Source organism: Candidatus Chlorohelix allophototropha (assembly GCF_030389965.1).
Classification (GTDB): domain Bacteria; phylum Chloroflexota; class Chloroflexia; order Chloroheliales; family Chloroheliaceae; genus Chlorohelix; species Chlorohelix allophototropha.
Window position 1 is genome coordinate 2616926 of the sequence record NZ_CP128399.1, and the last position, 21347, is coordinate 2638272.

At 46.1% G+C, this 21347-nt stretch carries 18 protein-coding genes; 9 read left to right on the top strand and 9 right to left on the bottom strand.

Features of this window, described 5'->3' with window-relative positions; genetic code table 11:
* The first annotated feature begins 285 nt into the window (after positions 1-285).
* The 8 genes from OZ401_RS11490 (at position 286) to OZ401_RS11525 (ending at position 11730) form a co-directional block, all read left to right on the top strand.
* Positions 286-4890: an alpha-amylase family glycosyl hydrolase gene (locus tag OZ401_RS11490; protein WP_341468377.1), complete on the top strand. Its 4605-nt coding sequence runs from the start codon at positions 286-288 to the stop codon at positions 4888-4890.
* Between the two features lie 140 nt (positions 4891-5030).
* On the top strand, positions 5031-6161 hold the full coding sequence (locus OZ401_RS11495; RefSeq protein WP_341468378.1) for a VIT1/CCC1 transporter family protein: 1131 nt from the start codon (positions 5031-5033) through the stop codon (positions 6159-6161).
* A 195-nt stretch (positions 6162-6356) separates the two neighbouring features.
* Positions 6357-6599, top strand: coding sequence for a hypothetical protein (locus OZ401_RS11500; protein ID WP_341468379.1), 243 nt, complete (start codon positions 6357-6359; stop codon positions 6597-6599).
* 74 nt (positions 6600-6673) lie between these two features.
* A complete protein-coding gene (locus OZ401_RS11505) occupies positions 6674-7636 on the top strand; it encodes a PAC2 family protein (protein ID WP_341468380.1) in 963 nt (320 codons plus the stop codon).
* A gap of 198 nt (positions 7637-7834) precedes the next feature.
* The gene (locus OZ401_RS11510; RefSeq protein ID WP_341468381.1) at positions 7835-8413 is read left to right on the top strand and encodes a nitroreductase family protein; all 579 of its coding nucleotides are present in this window, start codon (positions 7835-7837) and stop codon (positions 8411-8413) included.
* 20 nt (positions 8414-8433) lie between these two features.
* Positions 8434-9336, top strand: coding sequence for a phosphotransferase (locus tag OZ401_RS11515; protein ID WP_341468382.1), 903 nt, complete (start codon positions 8434-8436; stop codon positions 9334-9336).
* Positions 9333-10673 (top strand): 3-phosphoshikimate 1-carboxyvinyltransferase, encoded by a 1341-nt coding sequence (gene aroA, locus OZ401_RS11520; RefSeq protein ID WP_341468383.1) that lies wholly within the window; start codon positions 9333-9335, stop codon positions 10671-10673. The genes OZ401_RS11515 and aroA overlap by 4 nt, the downstream gene beginning before the upstream one ends.
* A gap of 142 nt (positions 10674-10815) precedes the next feature.
* Positions 10816-11730: an ATP-binding response regulator gene (locus OZ401_RS11525; RefSeq protein WP_341468384.1), complete on the top strand. Its 915-nt coding sequence runs from the start codon at positions 10816-10818 to the stop codon at positions 11728-11730.
* A gap of 45 nt (positions 11731-11775) precedes the next feature.
* Here OZ401_RS11525 and OZ401_RS11530 read toward each other — a convergent pair whose 3' ends face one another.
* The 5 genes from OZ401_RS11530 to OZ401_RS11550 all read right to left on the bottom strand — a co-directional run bounded on the left by OZ401_RS11530 (position 11776) and on the right by OZ401_RS11550 (position 16462).
* Positions 11776-13050, bottom strand: coding sequence for a DUF4097 family beta strand repeat-containing protein (locus OZ401_RS11530; protein ID WP_341468385.1), 1275 nt, complete (start codon positions 13048-13050; stop codon positions 11776-11778).
* 21 nt (positions 13051-13071) lie between these two features.
* Positions 13072-14007 (bottom strand): DUF4097 family beta strand repeat-containing protein, encoded by a 936-nt coding sequence (locus OZ401_RS11535; RefSeq protein ID WP_341468387.1) that lies wholly within the window; start codon positions 14005-14007, stop codon positions 13072-13074.
* Between the two features lie 119 nt (positions 14008-14126).
* Positions 14127-15728, bottom strand: a complete 1602-nt coding sequence (gene serA, locus OZ401_RS11540) for a phosphoglycerate dehydrogenase (RefSeq protein ID WP_341468388.1) — start codon at positions 15726-15728, stop codon at positions 14127-14129.
* 191 nt (positions 15729-15919) lie between these two features.
* Complete coding sequence (locus OZ401_RS11545) at positions 15920-16084, bottom strand: hypothetical protein (RefSeq protein ID WP_341468389.1); 165 nt, start codon at positions 16082-16084, stop codon at positions 15920-15922.
* 69 nt (positions 16085-16153) lie between these two features.
* Entirely contained in the window at positions 16154-16462 is a 309-nt protein-coding gene (locus tag OZ401_RS11550) for a hypothetical protein (RefSeq protein ID WP_341468390.1), read from the bottom strand.
* Between the two features lie 285 nt (positions 16463-16747).
* Here OZ401_RS11550 and bchU point away from each other — a divergent pair, with 285 nt between their 5' ends.
* Positions 16748-17761 (top strand): bacteriochlorophyllide d C-20 methyltransferase BchU, encoded by a 1014-nt coding sequence (bchU, locus tag OZ401_RS11555; RefSeq protein WP_341468391.1) that lies wholly within the window; start codon positions 16748-16750, stop codon positions 17759-17761.
* 77 nt (positions 17762-17838) lie between these two features.
* Here the strand turns inward: bchU and OZ401_RS11560 are convergent, their stop codons facing one another.
* The 4 genes from OZ401_RS11560 to OZ401_RS11575 all read right to left on the bottom strand — a co-directional run bounded on the left by OZ401_RS11560 (position 17839) and on the right by OZ401_RS11575 (position 21246).
* On the bottom strand, positions 17839-18651 hold the full coding sequence (locus OZ401_RS11560; RefSeq protein ID WP_341468392.1) for a hypothetical protein: 813 nt from the start codon (positions 18649-18651) through the stop codon (positions 17839-17841).
* A 79-nt stretch (positions 18652-18730) separates the two neighbouring features.
* Positions 18731-19375, bottom strand: coding sequence for a YczE/YyaS/YitT family protein (locus OZ401_RS11565; RefSeq protein WP_341468393.1), 645 nt, complete (start codon positions 19373-19375; stop codon positions 18731-18733).
* Between the two features lie 70 nt (positions 19376-19445).
* A complete protein-coding gene (locus tag OZ401_RS11570) occupies positions 19446-20297 on the bottom strand; it encodes a lipoate--protein ligase family protein (RefSeq protein WP_341468394.1) in 852 nt (283 codons plus the stop codon).
* Positions 20290-21246 (bottom strand): LysR family transcriptional regulator, encoded by a 957-nt coding sequence (locus OZ401_RS11575; protein ID WP_341468395.1) that lies wholly within the window; start codon positions 21244-21246, stop codon positions 20290-20292. The genes OZ401_RS11570 and OZ401_RS11575 overlap by 8 nt, the downstream gene beginning before the upstream one ends.
* Positions 21247-21347: the final 101 nt, after the last annotated feature.

The following is a 21347-nucleotide window of genomic DNA, read 5'->3' on the forward strand; positions in this document are numbered from 1 at the left end:
GTTGCCAGCTAAATATCAAGCATCATTACACTTTGTTCTAGTTCTACACTAAGTTTGAGCTAATTACTCTCAAAATGAGCGGGAAGTGTTGAATAGGAAAGTTTTAAATTAAAGCCAGTTTCGTGTTTTCGCTGATACCTTTTTAGTCCACTTCAAACCTTTTTTAACTCACGCCAGCTAGGAACTGCTTAGGCATAAGTTTGTTGTGGCTATTTTCTCATCTCAGGCTCAAGGAAGAGAGCCTCGCATAAATCAAAATCGCAGATTTATAACAAGGAGAGGTTGATGAGAACTAACCAAAAACGGCGGGCTAGCCATACGCTAGTAATGCTGTGTATGCTACTTTCGAGTGTTTTAACTACTTTCAGTGGCGCAATTTCATTTGTACAAGCTGCCAACACGCCCAACCCAACAAGTGTTACTATTGCGGGAAGTTTGCAAACTGCAATAGGTTGCCCCGGCAATTGGGATCCTACCTGTGCATCTGCCCATTTGGATTACAATACAAATAATGATGTTTGGGCGAAAAGCTGGGCAGTTCCTACCGGAAACTATGAGTATAAAGCGGCGCTCAATAATAGTTGGAACGAAAACTATGGGCTTAATGCTGCCTCGGGTGGCGCTAATATTCCCCTCAATCTTACCGCTAACACCTCGGTAAAATTCTATTATGATCACAAAACCAACTGGATTACCGATAATGTTAATTCGATAATTGCTACCGTTCCCGGCGATTTCCAGCAACAACTGGGTTGCTCTGGCAATTGGGATCCTTCTTGCTTACGCACATGGTTAGAAGACCCTTCGGGTAGTGGCACTTACAGCTTCGAGACTAAGAGTCTTTTGAAAGGCTCATATCAAGGCAAAGTAGCTATCGGCGAAAGCTGGAACGAAAATTACGGGCAAGGTGGTCTACCCGGTGGCGCTAATATTAGCTTTGTCGTCGTGGCTGACCATGCCAAAGTAACTTTCAAATATGATCCGAAATCCCATATCTTATCAATCAGTTCAGGTCACCAACTTGATAATAACGTCGAATACGATGGGCTATCCCATAACTCACGCGACACCCTCTATCGGACACCGAGCGGAGCAGTAAACCCCGGCACTCCGGTATCGCTTCGTTTCCGCACTTTCCACAATGATGCGGCTAATGTAACCATTCGCTTATATGATACTGCTATTGGGCATGAAGACAAAGAGCCAATGACTATAGCCGCCAGCAATGTAGATTGCTATGACCCGGCGTTAACCAGTAATGGGGATACCTGTGATTTCTGGGAATATACCTATACCCCTAGCGCATTAGGCACAGTGTACTATCGATTTATTATCACCGATGGCACTGCCACCGCTTATTATTCGGATAATTTGCCACGCTACGGCGGTTTGGGCGAAGCTACCCCGAACGAACGCGATAACGGCTTCCGCCTTAATATAGTTGATCCCAAATTTAAGGTTATTCCTTGGGTAGAGAACGGGGTCATGTATCAAATCTTCCCCGACCGTTTCCGCAACGGCGAAAATGGCAACGACCCTAAACCCACCGATCCCCGTTATGATTACCCTGCACCCGCCAACGCCACTCCACAGCAAATTCAGGCTGCTAACGACGCTCAAATAATGCTCAAAAACTGGAGTGACCTACCCGAAGGTTATTGCCGCGCCTACACCAATCTAACTACACCTTGTAATGAATCTGCTAAAGGGCGCGACTATTTCGGTGGTGACTTGAAAGGTATTATAGAAAAACTCAATTATCTAAAAAATCTGGGTATTACGATTATCTATCTAAACCCGATTTTCGAATCAGGTTCTAATCATGGCTATGATACCCGCGACTATACCAAAATTAGCCAGTATTTCGGTACCAACAGCGATTTCAAGGATTTAGTTAAAGAAGCAGATGCTCGTGGCATCCAAATCGTACTGGATGGCGTGTTCAACCACATGTCTTCGGATAGCCCCTTCTTTGACCGCTACCATCACTACTCCACCGTTGGCGCATGCGAGGATGTTAATTCACAATACCGTTCTTGGTTTGTATTCCACGATGTCACGCCGGGTACTGGAGTTTGTGTAGATAGTCAAAATCGACAGAATTCGGCTACATACGATGGTTGGGCAGGCTTCGATTCAATTCCGGTAATCGTCAAGCGCGATGCAACCAATCCTAACAAACCTTACGCACCAGTGGCAAAATACTTCTATTCTGACTCTAAAACCAGTATTGCAAATATTTGGTTGAAAAGAGGGGCAGCCGGTTGGCGGTTTGATGTCATGACCGACCCGTCATTCCCCGATTCGTACTGGCAACAATTACGTACAATTACCAAAGGCATTGACCCCGATGAAATTATCATTGCCGAAGCATGGCACTGGTACGATAATTTACCCTTAACGCATGGTAATGAAGCTGATACTGCAATGGGCTATCGGTTCCGCAACGCCGTATTAGGTCTGCTTGGCGCAGTTGATAACAAGGGGTTTGATGAAGAGGGTAATCCTAACTTACCTCCTTCAACCTTCGCCAAACGTATGGATTCTATGCGTGAGGATTATGCCGACGCTACTTATTACACCTTCCAGAACTTGCTCGATAGTCACGATACCAAGCGATTGCTCTGGAGTCTTACCCCCGGCAACGAAAATCGCCAGGATAAAGAATTCAACGCTGCTAACCTAGCATTGGGCGAGCAACGTCAACGTATTGCGGCGCTGGTGCAAATGACCGTACCCGGTACTCCAACTATCTACTACGGCGATGAAATCGGGCTTACCGGAGCAGATGATCCGGATGACCGCCGCACCTTCCCTTGGAGCGACCTTGAAAACGGGCTGGTTGATACTCGTTGTACAACTGCTGCTTCTACCTCAGCTAAAGGTAAGAAAGATCCCTACTTTGGGGCTTGTGGCGACCATAGCCTGTTCGACTGGTATCAGAATTTAATTCAGGTTCGCAAGTCTAATCCGGTATTGCGTAATGGTAAACTTACTTTCCTGCTTACCGATGATACCAACAAAACGTTGGCTTACGCTATGCGAAACGGTAACAACCTTGCGATTATAGTCGTCAATCGGAACGAGTCTGCCACCCAAACTATCACAGTACCTACCGGCTCGTACCTACGCGATGGCGTAAACTTGACCGACAGTATCGGTGGTGGAAGCATCACCACAACTGCTGGAAAATTCAGTGTAAATCTTGCGCCATTAGGTGCAGCGATATTCCTAATGAAATCGGGCACTGATATTACCGGTCCCGCTCCTTCTACAAAGCTAACGGCTACTCCAATTAACGGAGTAACCAGCAGTGTAACCCTGAGTTGGAAAGGAAACGCCGATTCAGCCAGCTACAATGTATATCGCAGCGTAGTACATGGGGGCGGCTACGTCCTGATTGGCAATAGCACCGTTACTTCTTTTACCGACACCAAAGTTACCAACGGTACAAGCTATTATTATGTGATACGTGGTGTGGATAGCCTCGGCAACGAAGGCAATAATTCCAACGAGGCAAATGCTACTCCCGCTTTCCCAATCGGCTATGCGGTGGTGCAGTGGCCCAAAACCATCACTCAAAATATCACCTCAAATTACGTGACTGTTTACGGACAGGTATGGATTAACGGTTTGACTGACGCAAACCTTGATCCTAGCCTCGTTAAAGCTCAACTGGGTTATGGTGTTTCCGGTAGCAATTCCGCCACGTGGAGTTGGGCACCAATGAGTTTCAACGTTAAAGCGGGGAACAATTATGAGTATATGACCGGGCTTCGTGCAGATAAGGTTGGTATTTACAATTATCTAGTGCGTTTCTCGGACGATGGTGGTAGAACATGGGTTTATGGTGATCAAAATGGGATTGGTACGACTACTCCGGGCGTACTTACCCTGAATCCAAGTTCTGATACAACAGCCCCTAGCACTCCAGTGGCTTCAATTGATTACGGCGCTGCAAGCCTGACGGTAAGTTGGACAGCCTCAACCGACCCAGATAGTCCGGTGGCAGAATACCGTATCTATCGGGGTACTTCGCCCGGAGCAGAAGCGGCTACTGCCCTTGCGATAGTTTCGGGTAGCACGTTATCTTATCAGGATAATTCGGTTGCAGCAGGCGTAACCTACTATTATGCCGTTAAAGCTTTTGATACTTCTTTAAATGCCTCAGCCCCATCTAACGAAGTGTCGCACATCGTTACGCCAAAGATAGTCCAAGTCACTTTCCGGGTAAAAGTTCCCGCCTTCACCCCGTCTAGTGATCAGATTTATATAACAGGTCAGGCAGGGGGAGTATCTCCCGACCCATTGTGTGGCTATTGCGGTGGCAACTCATCAACAGTAATGACCGAAACTGCGCCCGGTTCGCATATCTGGCAGATAACGCTGGGTATCCCCGAAGGCACGGCGATTAATTACAAGTACACTCGCGGAAACTACAACTTTGTAGAAGAGTGGGGTACAATTGTTGGTTTTACCAACCGGGATGGCGGGCTACACGTTCAAGCGGTCAGTCCGACCAATCTAACTCAGTTAGTGGATGATACCAGTGATACAAACCCTGATGACAATCATAAAGCGGTACAGAACTGGCGCGATGCGTTGGTAACCGGCACAACCGCTTCTACAACCGCAATTGGGGTTACTTTCAATTGGGATGTAAAACCTACCGGAACTGATTTCTCCAATGCAATTTCAGTTACAGGCTCCGGTGGGGCTGTTGCGGGAACGATTACCCACGATAGCGCAAACAATAAGCTGGTTTTCACACCCACAACGCCACTTGCAGCGGGTACTTATACTGTCACAGTGAACAATGTGGTTTCTTTGACGGTTCAAAATGACGGTGTATCAATTAGAACACCTTACACTTTCACCTTTACTGTATAGGTGATATATAGAGGAACCGACCTCGAAAGGGTCGGTTCTTTTTTATTTAGCAAATTTCAAATTGCTTTGTAGCAAAACTAACAAGGGCAATTAAGGATATAATATTATGACGATACTAAAACAAATAGAAAGCTAGATCAATGGCAACAAATATTCGCGTAAAACAATATCGTGAAAACTGGCAGTCAGAGATGGATAATGTGACGTTATATCGCGCCCTCTCCGACATCGAAAAACAACCGCAGCTAAAAGAAGTATACAAACGTATGGCTGACGTAGAAGAAGTTCATGCCAAGTTGTGGGAGAGCAAACTTAAAGAATTCAATCCGGTGTTTCCCGCACATAACCCGGGTTGGCGAGCGCGAGCGCTTATCTGGCTGGCACAGAAATTCGGCACTCAATTTGTTCTTCCAACCATCGCTAATCGTGAGCAGGTTGATAGCCACGCATATGATAAACAGCCTGAAGCACAAGCCGCCAATCTCCCCCGCGACGAGCAGACACATGCGCTGTTATTACGTACTATCACCGGAGCATCTCCCGAAGGAATGGTGGGCAGCCAAGTAGCCCAACTGGAAGGACGGCATCGTGGCTCAGGCGGTAACGCTCTAAGAGCCGCGGTGTTAGGCTCCAATGACGGGCTGGTATCCAATTTGAGCCTTGTTATGGGTGTGGCTGGCGCGGATTTGGCAGGGCATACCATTCTCATTACCGGAATTGCCGGGTTACTGGCAGGAGCATGCTCAATGGCGTTAGGGGAATGGCTATCCGTGCAAAGCGCTCGCGAACTGTACGAGCGACAGATTAGTATTGAAAAACAAGAGTTGACGGAAGCCCCTGAAGTGGAAACCGAAGAACTAGCATTAATCTATCAAGCTAAAGGATTGCCAAAAGAAGAAGCGCAGGCGCTAGCTCAAAAATTGATTGGCGATAATAGTACCGCGCTGGATACACTCTCTCGCGAAGAACTGGGTATAGACCCTGACGAATTAGGCGGTTCGGCTTGGGTTGCGGCTGGAACTTCATTTTTATTATTCGCGCTTGGCGCAATAATTCCGGTATTACCCTATTTCTTTGTTTCGGGACTAATGGGCGCAGCAATAAGTGGGGCGTTGAGCGCAGTTGCGCTATTCTTGATAGGGGCAGGTATAACACTGCTAACCGGACGCAACACCCTGTATTCCGGCTTCCGGCAAGTGCTATTCGGTTTACTGGCAGCAGGTGTAACGTTTGGTGTTGGCAAACTTATCGGTGTAGCATTAGCAGGATGAGCCTTGCTCTCTTAAAATTCACGCAAAAGGAATTTACATAGGCTTAGCTATGCTCTATAATAAGTAATGTATCACTTGCCACTGTCATATTAACTGTACCGGCAAATAAAAAAAATAATACTAGCCCGTTAAGCTGGCAAGCAAATAGTACGGGCTGGAATAGTGGTCTAGCAAATATTTTGCAGGAGGGCAAATATGGGCATTGGCTGGTTGGCTATGATACCCGCAATAATACTGGCGGTTGTTCCTTATCTTATTATTAAAAAAGGGCGCTGGTGGCCGGGCGCATTTGGTTGGATGCTAATAATTTTAGCCATAGGTGTTCTGGCATCGGAAGGTTTCCGCAATCTAGGACCTGTTGGTTTAGCCGGGATTTTTTTTGGAACTGTTCTGGGATTCGCTGGACTTTTAGGCGGACCAAGCAGTCCGGCTAGATAGAATCAGGTCTGCGCCGAGCAGCTGAGGCGGGCCTGCAATAAGGCCCGCAATTTTATTTTTGGGGGCAAAACTTTATGGGTTTTATCCAGACTATCAGCGAGAATTGGCCAGAGCTTGAGAATACTCTGCTTGTTGGCGCATTCTCTGGCTGGAATGATGCTGCTGCAGGCGCAACAACTACAATTCGGCTACTTTCAGAAAAATCTCAGGTGGAAGCTTTTGCTTCAATTGATCCCGAAGAATTTTACATGTTTTCCGATACCCGCCCTGAAATTAGCATTACCAAGGAAGGCTTGCGCGAGCTAACCTGGCCCACTATCGAATTTTCGGCTGCTAAATACGTACCGGGCATAAATCGTTCCCTCGTTACTGTGACAGGAATAGAACCCGATCTAAAATGGCGAACTTTCACCGATACGTTTATTGAGATATGCAAACGCTGTAACGTCACTGAGGTGATATTGCTTGGCGCAATGGTTGCGACAGTACCGCATACCCGCCCTGTTCCACTCAGTGGTTGGAGTACCATTCCAGAACGCCAAGTTTTACTTGAGCAATTAGGTGTGACCCGCTCTCGCTATGAAGGTCCCACCGGAATGGTAGGCACGCTACTCACACGCTTTCAAGCTGAAAATATTCCATATTCTTCTATCTGGGGCGTATCGCCGAGTTACCTATCGGTCAGCCCTAACTGGAAAGTAGCCGAGCGGTTGTTGGGTGCATTAAATCGTATTTATAACTTTAGCATGGATTTGAGCGAGTTGAGTACGCTTTCCCTGCGTTTTGAAGCGCAAGTCGCCGAAGCAGTAGCCCGGCAAGCAGACATCGCTACCTTTGTACAAGCATTGGAAGAAAATTACGATAGGGGCTTTAAAGACATATCGGGGGATGATGACGAGGGTGATGAAGGTTGGGGCGATGGCAGCCACGAAGAAGAAGGGGAGTTACCTAGCGCCGACATCCTAATACAGGAATTGGAGCGACAGCTTCGCAAACAGCGCGAGAATAACAACGATAGAGGTTCTTCAAATACCTAATACCTCTGGCATCTGTTTATCGCCTTGCATCCGGTTAGCTATAACGGGGCAGGCGATTTTTTATTGGCTAATTCTCATTATTAAACCTCTCTACTCCTTTTAATGTTCATAATTGGAAAAGCGAGAAATCCCCACCTGATTTATAATATAACAGCATGAAATCCTAAAGCTCTGATGTAAAATATAGAGAGGTTAGAGATGAACGTACTGGAAGCTATCAAATCAAGGAAAAGCGTCGGCAAGGTCACTGAGAAAAAGCCTACCCGCGCACAAATAGAAATCTTGTTGGACGCGGCTTGCCAAGCGCCAAACCACCATATGGTTGAACCGTGGCGTTATTTTGTAGTTGCAGGTGAGACGCGGGCAGAATTGAGCAAAATCATGGGCGAATCGCTTAAGGCAAAGCTGGGAAATACGACAGACGATAAAGCGCAAGCATTGATTGAAAAAGAATGCCACAAACTATTGCGCGCCCCAGTGGTGATTATCGCAGCTTCGCTAAAGCCTTCTTCCCCTAAAGTTGTTGATATTGAAAACGTGGAAGCTGTAGCAGCAGCCGTTCAAAATATGCTACTGGCAGCGCAAGAAATCGGGCTTGGCGCTATCTGGCGAACGGGTGACCCGGCATACGATCCGGCAATTAAGGCTTTTCTAGGTCTAGAACCGGAAGAACACATTGTAGCTTTTGTTTATTTAGGCTATCCGGCTATGCCAAATACCGAGCGCACCTCTAATCAATTCGAAAATAAAACCCGGTGGTTGGGTTGGGAAGATTAGAAGCGTGTAGCGTTAAATAAATGTCGGATTATAGACTTAGAAAATATCGTGCCGCTATCAAAGAACATTTCCCAGATTTTGAGGTAAAGCGAGTTGCTTACCTTGCGGAAGGTTGGGATAGCGTCGCCTGTCAGGTAAATGGGCAGTATATTTTTCGCTTTCCGAAACGCCCGGAGGTTGAGCTAGAACTAAGCAAAGAAATAGCCTTATTACCTGAACTCGCACCACATTTGCCTTTGCCGATACCGCATTTCGAATTTGTAGCAAAGAGTGGTGGGAGGTTTTTTCCTTTTGTTTTTGCTGGATACCGCAAGTTGGTAGGAATACCGCTGGAAGATTGCCCGATTGGAACCGAAAAAGAAGAATGGTGGAAACAGTCGCTCGGTCATTTTTTAAGTGCCCTACACCGCTTTCCGGTGGAAAGAGCGCGCGAATTGGGCGTTAGAGATATGGCGCTGGTATCGCAACCGACTAAGCCTTATAATTGGCGCGATAATGTTTTGGCTTATTATCATTTGGTGCAAAATCAGGTTTTGGGGTTACTAAGCCAAAGCGAACGGGAAAAATTGATGGGTCTTTTCGAGAGTTACCTGCAATATGAACCCGGTTTTTCCTTTGAGCCAAAGCTGATACACGCCGATATTAATCCCGAACATATTCTGTTAGACCTAAAGAAAAAGACGGTTAGTGGCATTATTGACTTCGGAGATTGCTGTATTGGCGACCCGGCGCTGGATATACCGGAGGGAGTCGAACTGTATTACGGTGGTACATTAGGGGAAGGGTGGCAAAAGCGTCGTGAATTTTATCGACACTTATCACCTTTAGATAGTATTATTTTCGGCATTGAACACGATAGCCCTGCGCTGATTGAATTGGGCATAAACCTATTGCGCGATATATTAATTGAGGAGAACCAATGAGCCGGAATCAAGCGGTACTGGAAGCAATTGATCAACATAGAATAAAATTAAGAGGGGCTGCCCAATTACGAGGCGAACTAACCGTACCGGGGGATAAATCCATCAGCCACCGTTCGGTTATTTTTAATGCTATAGCAAGTGGCGAAGCTTTTATCACCAACTTCCTGCCCGGTGAGGATTGCCTAAGCAGCATCGAATGTATGCGCGCGATGGGAGTTGAAATAGAGCTAGATGATACAGCCCGCACCGTCCGAGTCAAGGGCAAAAGCATCAGAGGCTTAACCGAAAGCGCCGAAGTGCTGAACGCCGGAAATAGTGGTACAACTACGCGCCTGCTCACCGGTTTACTGTCAGGACAAAACTTCTACAGCGTGATAACCGGAGATAGCTCATTACGTAGCCGCCCAATGGGGCGAGTGATAAACCCAATGCGACAGATGGGAGCGCAAATCTGGGGACGCAAAGGTGATACCCTTGCGCCGCTCAGTATCAAGGGAACAACGCTTAAGGGTATAAATTATAGTTTGCCGGTAGCCAGCGCGCAACTTAAAAGCGCGATTCTGCTGGCGGCGTTATATGCCGAGGGAGAAACCCATCTTAGCGGTTTAATTGACAGCCGGGATCATACCGAGCGCATGCTCAAAGCAATGGGTGCGCCTTTGCTGGTAAGCGCAGAAGAATTGGTGATGAAAGGGCCTGCTACCGAATTAATCGCGCAAAATGTAAGCGTTCCCGGCGACATCAGCAGTGCAGCTTTCTGGTTAGTAGCGGCAAGTGTTCACCCCGATGCCGACCTGACTCTAAAAAATGTTGGGGTCAATCCCACTCGTACCGGTATAATTGATGTATTAGGTGAGATGGGCGCAAATATCACCCTGATTAATGAGCGAGAAGTTGCCGGCGAACCGGTAGCCGACATTCGAGTTGTATCGGCTGAATTGCGGGGTACAAGTGTAAGCGGCAACCTGATTCCCCGCTTGGTTGACGAGATTCCTGCTCTGGCAGTCGCTGCGATTCTAGCGCGTAGCAATACCTGTATCAGTGATGCCGCAGAGCTTAGAGTAAAAGAGACCGACCGAATTGCTACTATTTGCAGCGAGTTAGGACAGTTAGGAGCAATCCTTGAAGCTCATCCGGATGGTATGACGATTCAAGCAGGCGCAAAATTGCGAGGCGCAACTGTGCAGAGTCATGGAGACCACCGAATGGCAATGTCGCTGGCAATTGCCGGGCTATTACTCCCTGAAGGTGAGGAGCTAGAAATAGCTGATTATCGCTGTGCAGATGTATCCTACCCCGGCTTTTGGAGTGATTTGGAAAAAATCATTATAATATAAGAATTGCAAAGAATTTGTTAAGAAAAGTCTTGAATATTTATTTTTAATAAGGTAAAATCGTATCAAATTATTCCAATTCTGTTTGGGTGAAATGTTTCAAATTACTATATAAATAGATTTAGCCACAAGTTGGGATAACCAGATGAGACTTAAAGTTGGTCTGTTAGATCTGGGAGAGATGTTGCGCGATGTTTCCAAGCAAGCAACGGTAATAAACCCACTTTGCCGCATCAAAGTTAAGGGCTTGAACGGAGCAGTAATAAGAGGTGATCGAGTTCATCTTGAAAGCGCTTTGCTCCGGTTAATTGAAATAAGTGCATCCTACTCACCCGGAAAATGTGAATTAGCCTTAAATCTGTCGCTTGTTGATGAAGGACTGGTGGTAGATATTTGCAACACCACTTTCAAGCTTTCTAATGAGCAACAAAGAAACCTCCACGATTCTTTCCATTTTTACCGACCCACCAATAAACACATTGGTAATTTTGCCAGCATTCGAGATGCAATCGAAGAGCATGGGGGCAAAATTTGGATTAGTGGCACCGATAAAAATTTCTCCATATTTTTCAGTCTCCCTTTTCGAGAAATGGAAACCCCTTTAGCCGAATTCGGAGAGGATCCTACTCCCTATAAACTTCCACCTTCGATAGCCTTAGATTTCGAATTGAAGCGCTCATCGATATTGCTTATCGGCGATAATCGAGATGTGCTTTCACTTCTAAAAGTATCATTAAACGAGGCGGGTTGGCGCGTTAACATTGCCCGCAACGGGGTGGAAGCAGTGGAAAGCATAGCAAAACAGCGTCCTGATCTAATATTGCTCGAATGGAAGTCGACCAGTCGCGATGCTCACAAAATACTTGATCGATTGAGAACTTACCTAAATATTCGACCCGGACAACTGATAAAGCCGCCTGTTGTATTGATGTCTTCCGATAACCTTTCCCCAATGGATTGGTCAAAGATTAAAGATATGGGTATAGCCGGATTCTTGAATAAACCGCTCGATTTTGAAGAGGTCAAACGGGTACTGGCGAATATCTGGAATAATAATTAAAAAAAGCCCTTGTCCTTCAATTAGACAAGGGCTTTTCTTGAGAAGCTAATTGCTAACTTGTACGCTTCCGAGGTTGCTACCTGCTTGTATCATTGCCCCGCCTGCGCCAATTAATCCTCTGAAACTATTTTTAGTCTGCATATAAACAGTGCCAATCGGTAAGCCTACCGAAACAGTGCCTACACTGCTACTTGCTTCTAACGCAAAGGATGAACCGGGCGCAAGCCGCAATTGCACGCTACCAAGGTTACTATGTGCTTCACTATTAATCGAGGGTGTACTGCCCTGATAAAAAACCGAACCCGCATCAGTAGTTAGTTGGAAACCGGGGGCAGTAACATTATTAGCGTAAACGCGCCCTACATTAGTACGTAGCTCAATTACTCCATCGGAGTTGAGGTCGTACACTTCTACGCTGCCAGCATTGGTTCGAGCTTTATAAATCCCACAATTCACACCACGCGCCCTGACATTTCCTGCACTCGATTCAAGGTAAAACATCTCTGCGCCGCCGCCAGTCAACTCAACTTTGCCAAGATTAGTTGTAGCGCGTACCTGACCTGCCGCTATTTGCTGTAGCGTGATACTCCCACTTTGGCTAGTCAAATTTAGATTCTTGCCCGAACTGAAATTCTCTAAAAAAATATTCCCAAGATTTGAACGAGCCGCTAATTCAGCTTGGATGTTTTTTAAGCTCAGTTCGCCGCTTTGTACATTATAAACACCCGGTATATTCTCTGGGACATTTATTTCCAAATCAACCCTGCTTACTTGACCCAACGCGAAATTAATTTTTTCTCTGGTTCCGGCGTATATTCGCAAAACGCCGCCTTCTTGTATTCCGGTAACTTGCATATTTTCAAATTCGCTACGCCCTTGCAACGGGTCTTTAACCCACACTCGTTTATAGCCACTAACGGTTATTTTTTCCAAACCGGGCTTGCCGATAACCTTTACATTTCCAACTTGCACATCTAACTGGATACTATTTAATTGACTGTTTATTTCAAATGCTAAATTCACCGGCTCGGTTTGTTCCAAACCACCCCAATTAAATTTAACTCCCGGTATTGTGACTTGCATTGTATTTCCTTGTACACCTCTTTGCCTATAAGGACGTTGGTACGTCCTATTATAATTATTTGAATTGAAAATGCCTGATTTTATGCCCCAATATCCCAATCCTCCCAGAATTGCGATATTAGCCATGAAATTCAACAGAGTTAACCAGTGCCCGGTTAGTATTAACAGAATTGCTGCAATTCCCACTTCCAGTGCCAGTGCAACCACTAGCCATTTGATTGTCAATTTCGGGTTCATGGTCTGTAACCTCTGTCCCTGTTACTCGACAGTAACACTGCCATTGTTAGTTTTAATCTTGATGTTTGGTGCATTGTTATTTGAAAAAAGCGTTTTGTTATTGTTCTCGCGACGCACAGATAAGCCCGGTATATTAAAGTTAATGCTGCCATTATCGGTACGGATTTCATAGCTGGCTTTATCGGACGTGCCTTTGAAGCTAAATCGAACCGAACCATTGCTACTTTGCACGCTACCACTATTGACCTGACTTAAAGCACCGGAAAGACTTATAGAGCCATTATCACTATTAACCTGTTCGATACCTAAAGTACTGTTGATTGCCTCTATCCTGCCATTATTGGTTTGAGCCGAAAGAGTAGCAGTTACCCCATCCAGATTTATAGAACCATTACTGCTGGTAAGCTCTAGCCTTTGTGCTACTAAATTCTTGACAGTAATGCGCCCATTATCAGTTCCCAGAGACTGATTTCCAGTCGCTGTATTGAAATTAGTCACTAGTATCGCACCATTATTTGTTTTTATTCGATTTAGTAGATTAGAAGGCGCCGTTATAGCTAAATCCACTCGGCTTTCACCGAAACTGATTCCAAAAGTAAAGGTAGAACCAGGATTAGCCCGAATAACCAGATTATTACCCTCAATCTTGGCGCTATAAGAGATGCGGTCAAACGCATCTTCACCCAAGCTACGGGTAACTTTTGTCGCATGTACTGTTACCTGAGTAGCAGTAGAATCCCCGGTTACCTGAACAGTGCCATTGCCACTCTGAATGTCCAGCGTAGCGCCGGGGTTAATGTTAAAGGTTTCATCAGGTAAAATCACTCGTCTTTCGTCACCAATATCGAGGGTGACTAGCCCTTTGAATCCGCCCGGTGCAGTCATCACAATTGCAACTGCGCCGGAGATTTCGGCTAACAGAAAGAGCAATAATATCGGAACTACTACCCTGTGCATACTACCTGCCTTTCAGTTCAAAATCAGTTTTTCCTTAACTGCATTATTTGACACTGCCTAGCACTTATTTGTTTCAACAAAAAAGCCCTCCCCTAAAAGGAGGGCTTCTTTGTTTACTTTTATCCCAAATTTACAAAGCGCAGGTTTTGCATACCATCCACTTTGCTGAGCGATTCAACTACAGTCGCCGGAACTTGATCGTCGATACTCAAAATCATGACAGCTTCACCAGAACGAGAGCGCCGTCCTACATCCATAGAGGCGATATTTATATCGTGCTCTCCTAGCATTGTGCCAACTTTGCCGATTATACCGGGACGGTCGTTGTGACGACTCACCAACAAATAGCCCAGTGGCGCAACTTCTAATGGAAAGCCGTTTATACGCACAATGCGCGGTTCTCCGTTTATCACTGACCCCTCAAAATTGTTGGCGATACCGTTACCATCACTTTGCACTTTAAGGCTAATAGTTCGCCCGCTATACTGCCCTTCAAGCTCGGTACAACTGTCAATAATCTCCAACCCTCGCCGTTCTGCTACATAGCCGGCATTTACTAGATTGAGAGGCTCATCGCTTTTTTCATCTTTTAACAAGCCCATTAAAGTAGCTGCGGTAAGCAAGTGGGCATTATTCGGGCTTTTCTCCCCATGCACCGTAATTTCTAGTTTGCGCAATATTCCATCTGAAAGAGCGGTAGCAAGTCTGCCCAGTTTCTCGGCTAGAAGCATATAAGGGCGCAATTCCAAAAGGGTTTCCTTACTCATTCCGGGTAAATTTACCGCATTGGGAACCAACTCTCCATTAAGAGCCGCTATCACCGACTCTGCCGCATCTACTGCTACCTTGACTTGGGCTTCTTCGCTGCTTGCGCCTAGATGTGGCGTGACTATCACATTATCGAGACGTGACAACTTATAGTCCGATGGGGGAGGCTCTTGCTCGAACACATCCAGACCTGCCGCCGCTACTTTGCCACTGTTCAAAGCATCATACAAAGCATCTTCATCAATGATGCCGCCGCGTGCCGCATTAATGATGCGCACACCGTCTTTCATCTTTGCGAATGCTTCCTTACCGACCATATGGTGAGTTTCTGGAGTTAAGGGAGTATGGACTGTTATAAAATCGGCGCGACTATATATTTCTTCCAGAGGAACCATTTCTATACCGATTTTTTCGGCATAAGCAGGTAAAACAAAGGGGTCAAAACTGAGCGGCTTCATACCAAAAGCGATGGCGCGACGCGCAATTTCCGTACCGATGCGCCCTAGCCCTACAATACCGAGGGTTTTCCCCATCAGTTCCACACCAACAAATTGTTTGCGTTCCCATTTCCCACCCTTAAGGGTATTATTTGCCAACGCCAGTTTGCGGGAAATTGCTAGCATCAGGGTGAAAGCCAATTCAGCCGCTGCGATAGTATTACCCCCCGGGGTGTTGACCACAATCACACCCCGTTCGGTGGCTATTTCTACATCTACATTATCAATACCCACTCCAGCGCGGGCAACCACTTTCAAACGAGTAGCAGCTTTTAAAACCTCGGCGGTCACTTTGGTTTCGCTTCTCACAATCAAACCGTCATATTGTGAGATTATTTTCAGTAGTTCTTCCTTGGGTAATCCGGTTTTTACATCCACCTGAATATTACCCGCTTCTGTCTGAAGTCGGGCAATACCCTCTTTGGCGATAGGGTCGCTTACCAATACCTTAAACATTAACCAGTTCTCCTCCAAAAGTGCGGGTGCGGTTTAACCCTCAAGCCCTCGAACCCGCTTGTAAAATTTTAGTTGCGACCGGTTAGCCGGGAAAAGCCCGGCGCGCCAGTAAACATAGCAAAGGTAGACTACGCCCAATGGTAAGCCCGCCAGGAAACCGCGTAAATAAGCCTTAAATAACCGTTTTTCTCTCATTTTACTGACCGGATTCTTACATCGCTATGGGGCCATAATCCTAAACGCCGAAAAAGCAGGGCTGCCAAAGCCGCCCCTGTCACAAACCCAAGCGTCCCACCCCAGAAAGAGGCAAACTGCCTTGTCATATCCCGACGTTTCATTGCTGTAATTTCTGTCAATACAATCTACTGCACTCTCTTGAACTTAAACGATAGAATAGCACATCCCAAACTTTCGGGCAAAACCAGCTAAGATTGATAATGGTCGTAGTAAAAGGTATCCAGCAGCGTCTTTCCAATAAAAACAATGGTAACGAAAACAACCAAGGGGTTTTTCCAACTATAGAAGGGTAACGAAATTGAGTCTGGCAAGATCAGCAGGATATAAGCCACCATCCCGGCTAACACAATTCTGAATACAGCGCCCAGAATCCGTCTGCCGATTCTCACTACCCGACGTGAGCGAAAGCTCGTAACCGATTCGGCTTCAATCACTAGCTCATCAGGTAAAGGATGCCATTCGCTGGGAGCGTTTTCATCAAATTTATCCAGACTCATGATATTTCACCCCTGACAATTAATTATTAGAATACCATTATACAGCCTGACGCAAAATAGCCTCGCCCATATCTACAATGCTACTTGTATTCGATTTTATTCTGATAAGTAGTAAGGTTGAACATGGTAGTGCAGACTGAGTGTTGTATAAGCTACACTTAATAAGGTTTTGGAATGATAAGATATTGCCATATGAGAACATAACAAAGGAAATATTACCGTCTTTAACACCACCTGAAAATGCTTTTATTCTGGCGCATTCGGGTAAGGAGGAGCTTAACTGATATGGATGACTCATCTCTTTTTGATGCTAACCAAAAAGTTTATGATATGGTTTTCAAAAGCACTGTAGACTTTTTTTGTCTCAAAGGCGCTTTGGATCTCAATCTATTTGAGGCACTAGCGAGTGAGCCTTTGTCTATTGAAGACTTGGCAAAAGCTACAAAGTCAGTGCCACTTCGCTTGAACAAATTTCTAATGTCTTTGGATCAAATCGGGTTAGTTGAACAAAAAGATGGAAAATGGGGGTTAACTCCTTTCTCAGTACAGTTCTTCACTGCCCCAGAACAACACCGAAATTTGACCTTTGTGCCATTTATGGATTATCTAGGCAAAATGATTGAACCGTATTATCTGCGTATGGCAGATGTAGTACGGGGAGAGCGGAATTTCACCAGCTTCACACCATATCCGCCTCGCACCAGAGAAGACAGCGATTTCTACGAAACCCTGCATCGCAGCAATACCTTTTATCCAACCAAGCTGTTGGTGGAACGAGGCAATCTTAAAGGGGTAAAGCATCTGGTAGATATGGGCGGCGGTATCGGTGATATTGCTATTGCGCTTTGCCGAGCGAATCCAGACCTCACTGTGACTCTCATCAACCTGCCTAGCGCAATTGATCTGGTCAAAGAAAATGTAGCTGATAAGGGATTCTCCGACCGAATTACTCCGGTAGCAATTGATATGTACCGCGAACCACTTCCCAAGTGCGACGCAGTATTGATAAGCCGGATTCTCTATCCTTTTGGCGAACAATTCAGCCGGATGCTGTGCCAGAAAGCCTATGATACGCTAGAACCGGACGGGCGTTTATTGCTGCTTGATATGAATATCAGCGACGACCATAGCCCTAATTACGATTATCTAACTCACTACTTGAGTTCGGTCGGTACTGATTTCGTCCAGATGGAGTTCAAGCATCACAACACCTATAGCAAAATAATGGGTGAAATCGGATTCAAGGATATCAAGTTTGACGATGCATGGGATAATATTTTGTTCCAAGCAGTAAAATAGTGCTATAAACCGAAACCGTCGCCCTGTATCAAAAAGGCGACGGTTTTTTCTTGCCAATTTTGCGGTAGTCGGCGTTTCTAGAGCGGTACGGTAGTAGAAAACATTATCACGCGCGAGACTATTTCTCCTGCCAACACCAACGCCAGCGCAACATACAAGAATCCGGTACTAGACATGTGCGCCTTAAGTTTACAGGTTTGCCACGTCATTACTGCCAACACCAGCGGAAAGGCAATTCCTACCAGCACTCTCACCCAGAAAAAGATGCCGAATTTATCCCATAACTCGGTTGTACCGCTGTTAGCCCAAGGACCAATATTAATTATTACCAGAAGTGCCTGTGTGACTAGCCCCCAGAAAAAGAGCGTATTAATCCGCGACAGGGGAGCTACCGCCATAGTAGGGCTTACTAAATACCAATGCCCTAGCAACATTCCATCCATTACTGCCCCTAAACTGGCAGCACCCGCAAAAAGGCTTAACGGCGCTACCCAACCACCCAGATAATCACCCCTATATAGCATCGCATATGTCAATAAGGTGATTATACACGCCAAAGCAGCTATTACTCCCACTACCCGCCTAGCTTTAACTGTACCTACTAATACCATGAGATTGTAAATTACCAACGCCCCAATCGAAATATTCAAAAAAAGGGATTGCGCCCCTGACCATGAACTATCGGTGGGATAAAGGGCTTCGCCGGATTTGAAAGAAACCGAGCTTTGCACCCAACGCGCCACGATAGCTGCGCCGAGAGAAGTTAAAGCGCCGGTTATCAAAAAACTACCGCCAATCTCACCTTTGAAATCGGTAATTACCATCACCACAAACGAACCGACTGCCAGTTCAAGCATCAGGGTGTATATGACCAGAGGAAGAGTTTCCATATTAATGAACCCGCTATTTATCTTTTGTCAGCACCAATAACCACTTCAACGGGTTTATTTTAGCATAAAGTGGTTAAGTTCAAATATCCTGTAGTGATGCGGAGGTATTAACAGGGCGGTGTATTTTAACCCCAAAAAGATGATAGCTCAATTCAACTACCGGACCGATTCCAAAGGCAATTGCCAGAGTACCGATTCCGACCACACCGCCCAATAGCCAACCCGCCAGAACAGCCAAGATTTCCAGCATTGTTCTGATGAGCGCAACCCTATATCCGGTTTTACGAACCAGTGCCACCATCAAGCTATCACGCGGACCGATTCCCAGAGCAGGGCGAGTATATAAGCCCGCGCCTATCCCTGCAAACAGGAGGCATGCCAAAACCAACAAATATTGCGCCCATAAGCCAAGTGCGCTAAAAGTAGCCAATATCTCGCTTTTCAGGATTATATCTATCCAGAATCCAATGAAAAATATGTTGAAGAGAGAACCGATGCCCGGTTTTTCTCCCAGCCAAAAGGCTATAAGAAGAATCACCACTCCAGATACTTGGATGACCTGACCAAGAGTTAGAGGAATATGGAAGCTGATACCCTGATGTAACACGTCCCATGCAGGTAATCCTAAATTAGAAGCTACCGAACATGAAATTCCCACCGCAAAAATGAACAAACCACCATTCAAGACTAACAGTCGCCAAAGTAAATTCAGTAAGCTTTTCAAGAGGAAACCTTGTCACAAAATTTAGAAGGAGCTATAACCCGATAAGTGAATTATAACAGATAGACAAGCTCTACATAAGGCGTTGATATTTGGCTGTTTCCAATTCGTGCGCTTGTGCCAGTTCTGCTTCAGTCCAGACTGATTCGGTGAGGATTATATTATATTTTTGTGCCAGTGTTGCCTCAAAAGCTGAGATTATCTCGGTCGGTTTAAACTTACGCTCGTCAGCGGCAGACTCAAGAGTGGTCATGCGGGTGTCTAGCAAATTCACTAATCGAGTTTTTTCAGATTTCTCCAGCGCGAGTGACCCCACCAACCTGTCCGCTTGCTTTTGCAAAGGCAACCCACATTGTAAAAGCGTGCCGACGCGCCGCCTTATCTGGGACAACCCTACCAGTTTCAAGCCTTCTGCGCTAACCACTTCGTAAGGGGAAAGCGTTCCGAAGCAAATCAGGTTGGCAAGGCGGTAATCTTCGCGTTCCTGTTCAATTTCGCTGTCACGAGCGGTTCTTTGCTCACGCACTTCTGTAACTTTAGCGAGGCGCCCCCCCTCCAAACCCAATTTAGAGAGGCTTTCAAGCCACACTTCACCTAACCAACGATAGGTTTCCACCACATCGGTTGGAGCAAGCGGATGCTCTGGAGGAAGCGCCACATCCAAACTCAGGAATGACGGTTCTGCCAAAACCAACGCGCCACCGGAAGCACGTTTATAGATTTCCAAGCCCTGAGCAACACAAGCCCTACTATTAAGAATTTCAAGCTTTTGTGCCGTTCCTAGTATTAACGCCGGAACATGCGCGCTATACCACCATAGTGTCGGTTGCTGCACCTTCTGCAAAAGGCTCTCGCTCAGAGCCAACTCGCGACTTACCCCATAAGCAGCCAAAGCAGGGGAAAGCCGTCGCCAGAACTCAGCCATTTGCTTGAACCTGATCAGGATTTTGGAGCCTGCATACTCGTTGGATAACTTCTACCATACGGCGGCAAGCAGGGGGCAAATAAGCATCACGCCGAAATAGTAAGCCGGTACGCATAATCAGGTCTGGTTCTTCCACCGTCAGGCAAACCAGTTCACCAAGCCGCACTTCGTCCGCCACCAGCAGTTCTGGCAAGAAGGTTATGCCTAACCCGCGCCGCGCCAATTGCACTGCTACACCAATGCCCATCAACTCAATCGAAGTTTGTACCTTCATTCCGAACAAATTGTAGGCATGCTCTATTTGCTGGCGAATACCATATTGGCGATAGGGCAACACCAGCGGTTCTCCTAAAAGCTCTGGTAGCTTCACTTTTTCGCCTCGACTTGCTCTATCGGCTAGGCGATGGCGACTGGAAACAATCAGGCGCAGATTTTCGCTATAAAGATGCTCTACCTCGAGTTCTTCTACTTCTACGGGCAAAACCGATAAAGTGAGGTCGAGCAAGCCCATTCGAACACTTTCTACCAGCGTTTCGGTAGGTAACTCTACGATTTGAAGTTGAACACGAGGGTACAGCCTGCGATATTCCTCAATTATGGCAGCGAGATGCGAGAAAGTCGAGGCGGAAGTAACACCTAATATTACGTGTCCAGTCGTCACCTCCCGAATCTCATCCATACTGCGTTCTGCCAATTTTAATTCGTTCAGAATACGTTGTGCATAAGCCAGCAATTGTTGCCCCGCTTCGGTAGGCTTGACTCCCTTGGCGGTGCGCTCCAGCAATATAATACCAACCGCATCTTCCAGTTTCTTGATCTGCCCGCTCAAACCGGGTTGCCCCATATTCAGCACTTCGGCGGCACGGCTGAAACTATGTTCCTTTACAACGGTGACAAAGTAGAGCAACTGGCGTAACTCTATTCGCTGTGCCAACTCACGCTCCAACATTGCATTTTTCCCTTCTCAATCATTCATCGCTATTTTACCAGCAAATCACCCCTGTTTCAGTGATTGACGTGATTTGGGTTTCCGCTTAAGAGAAGATTTCG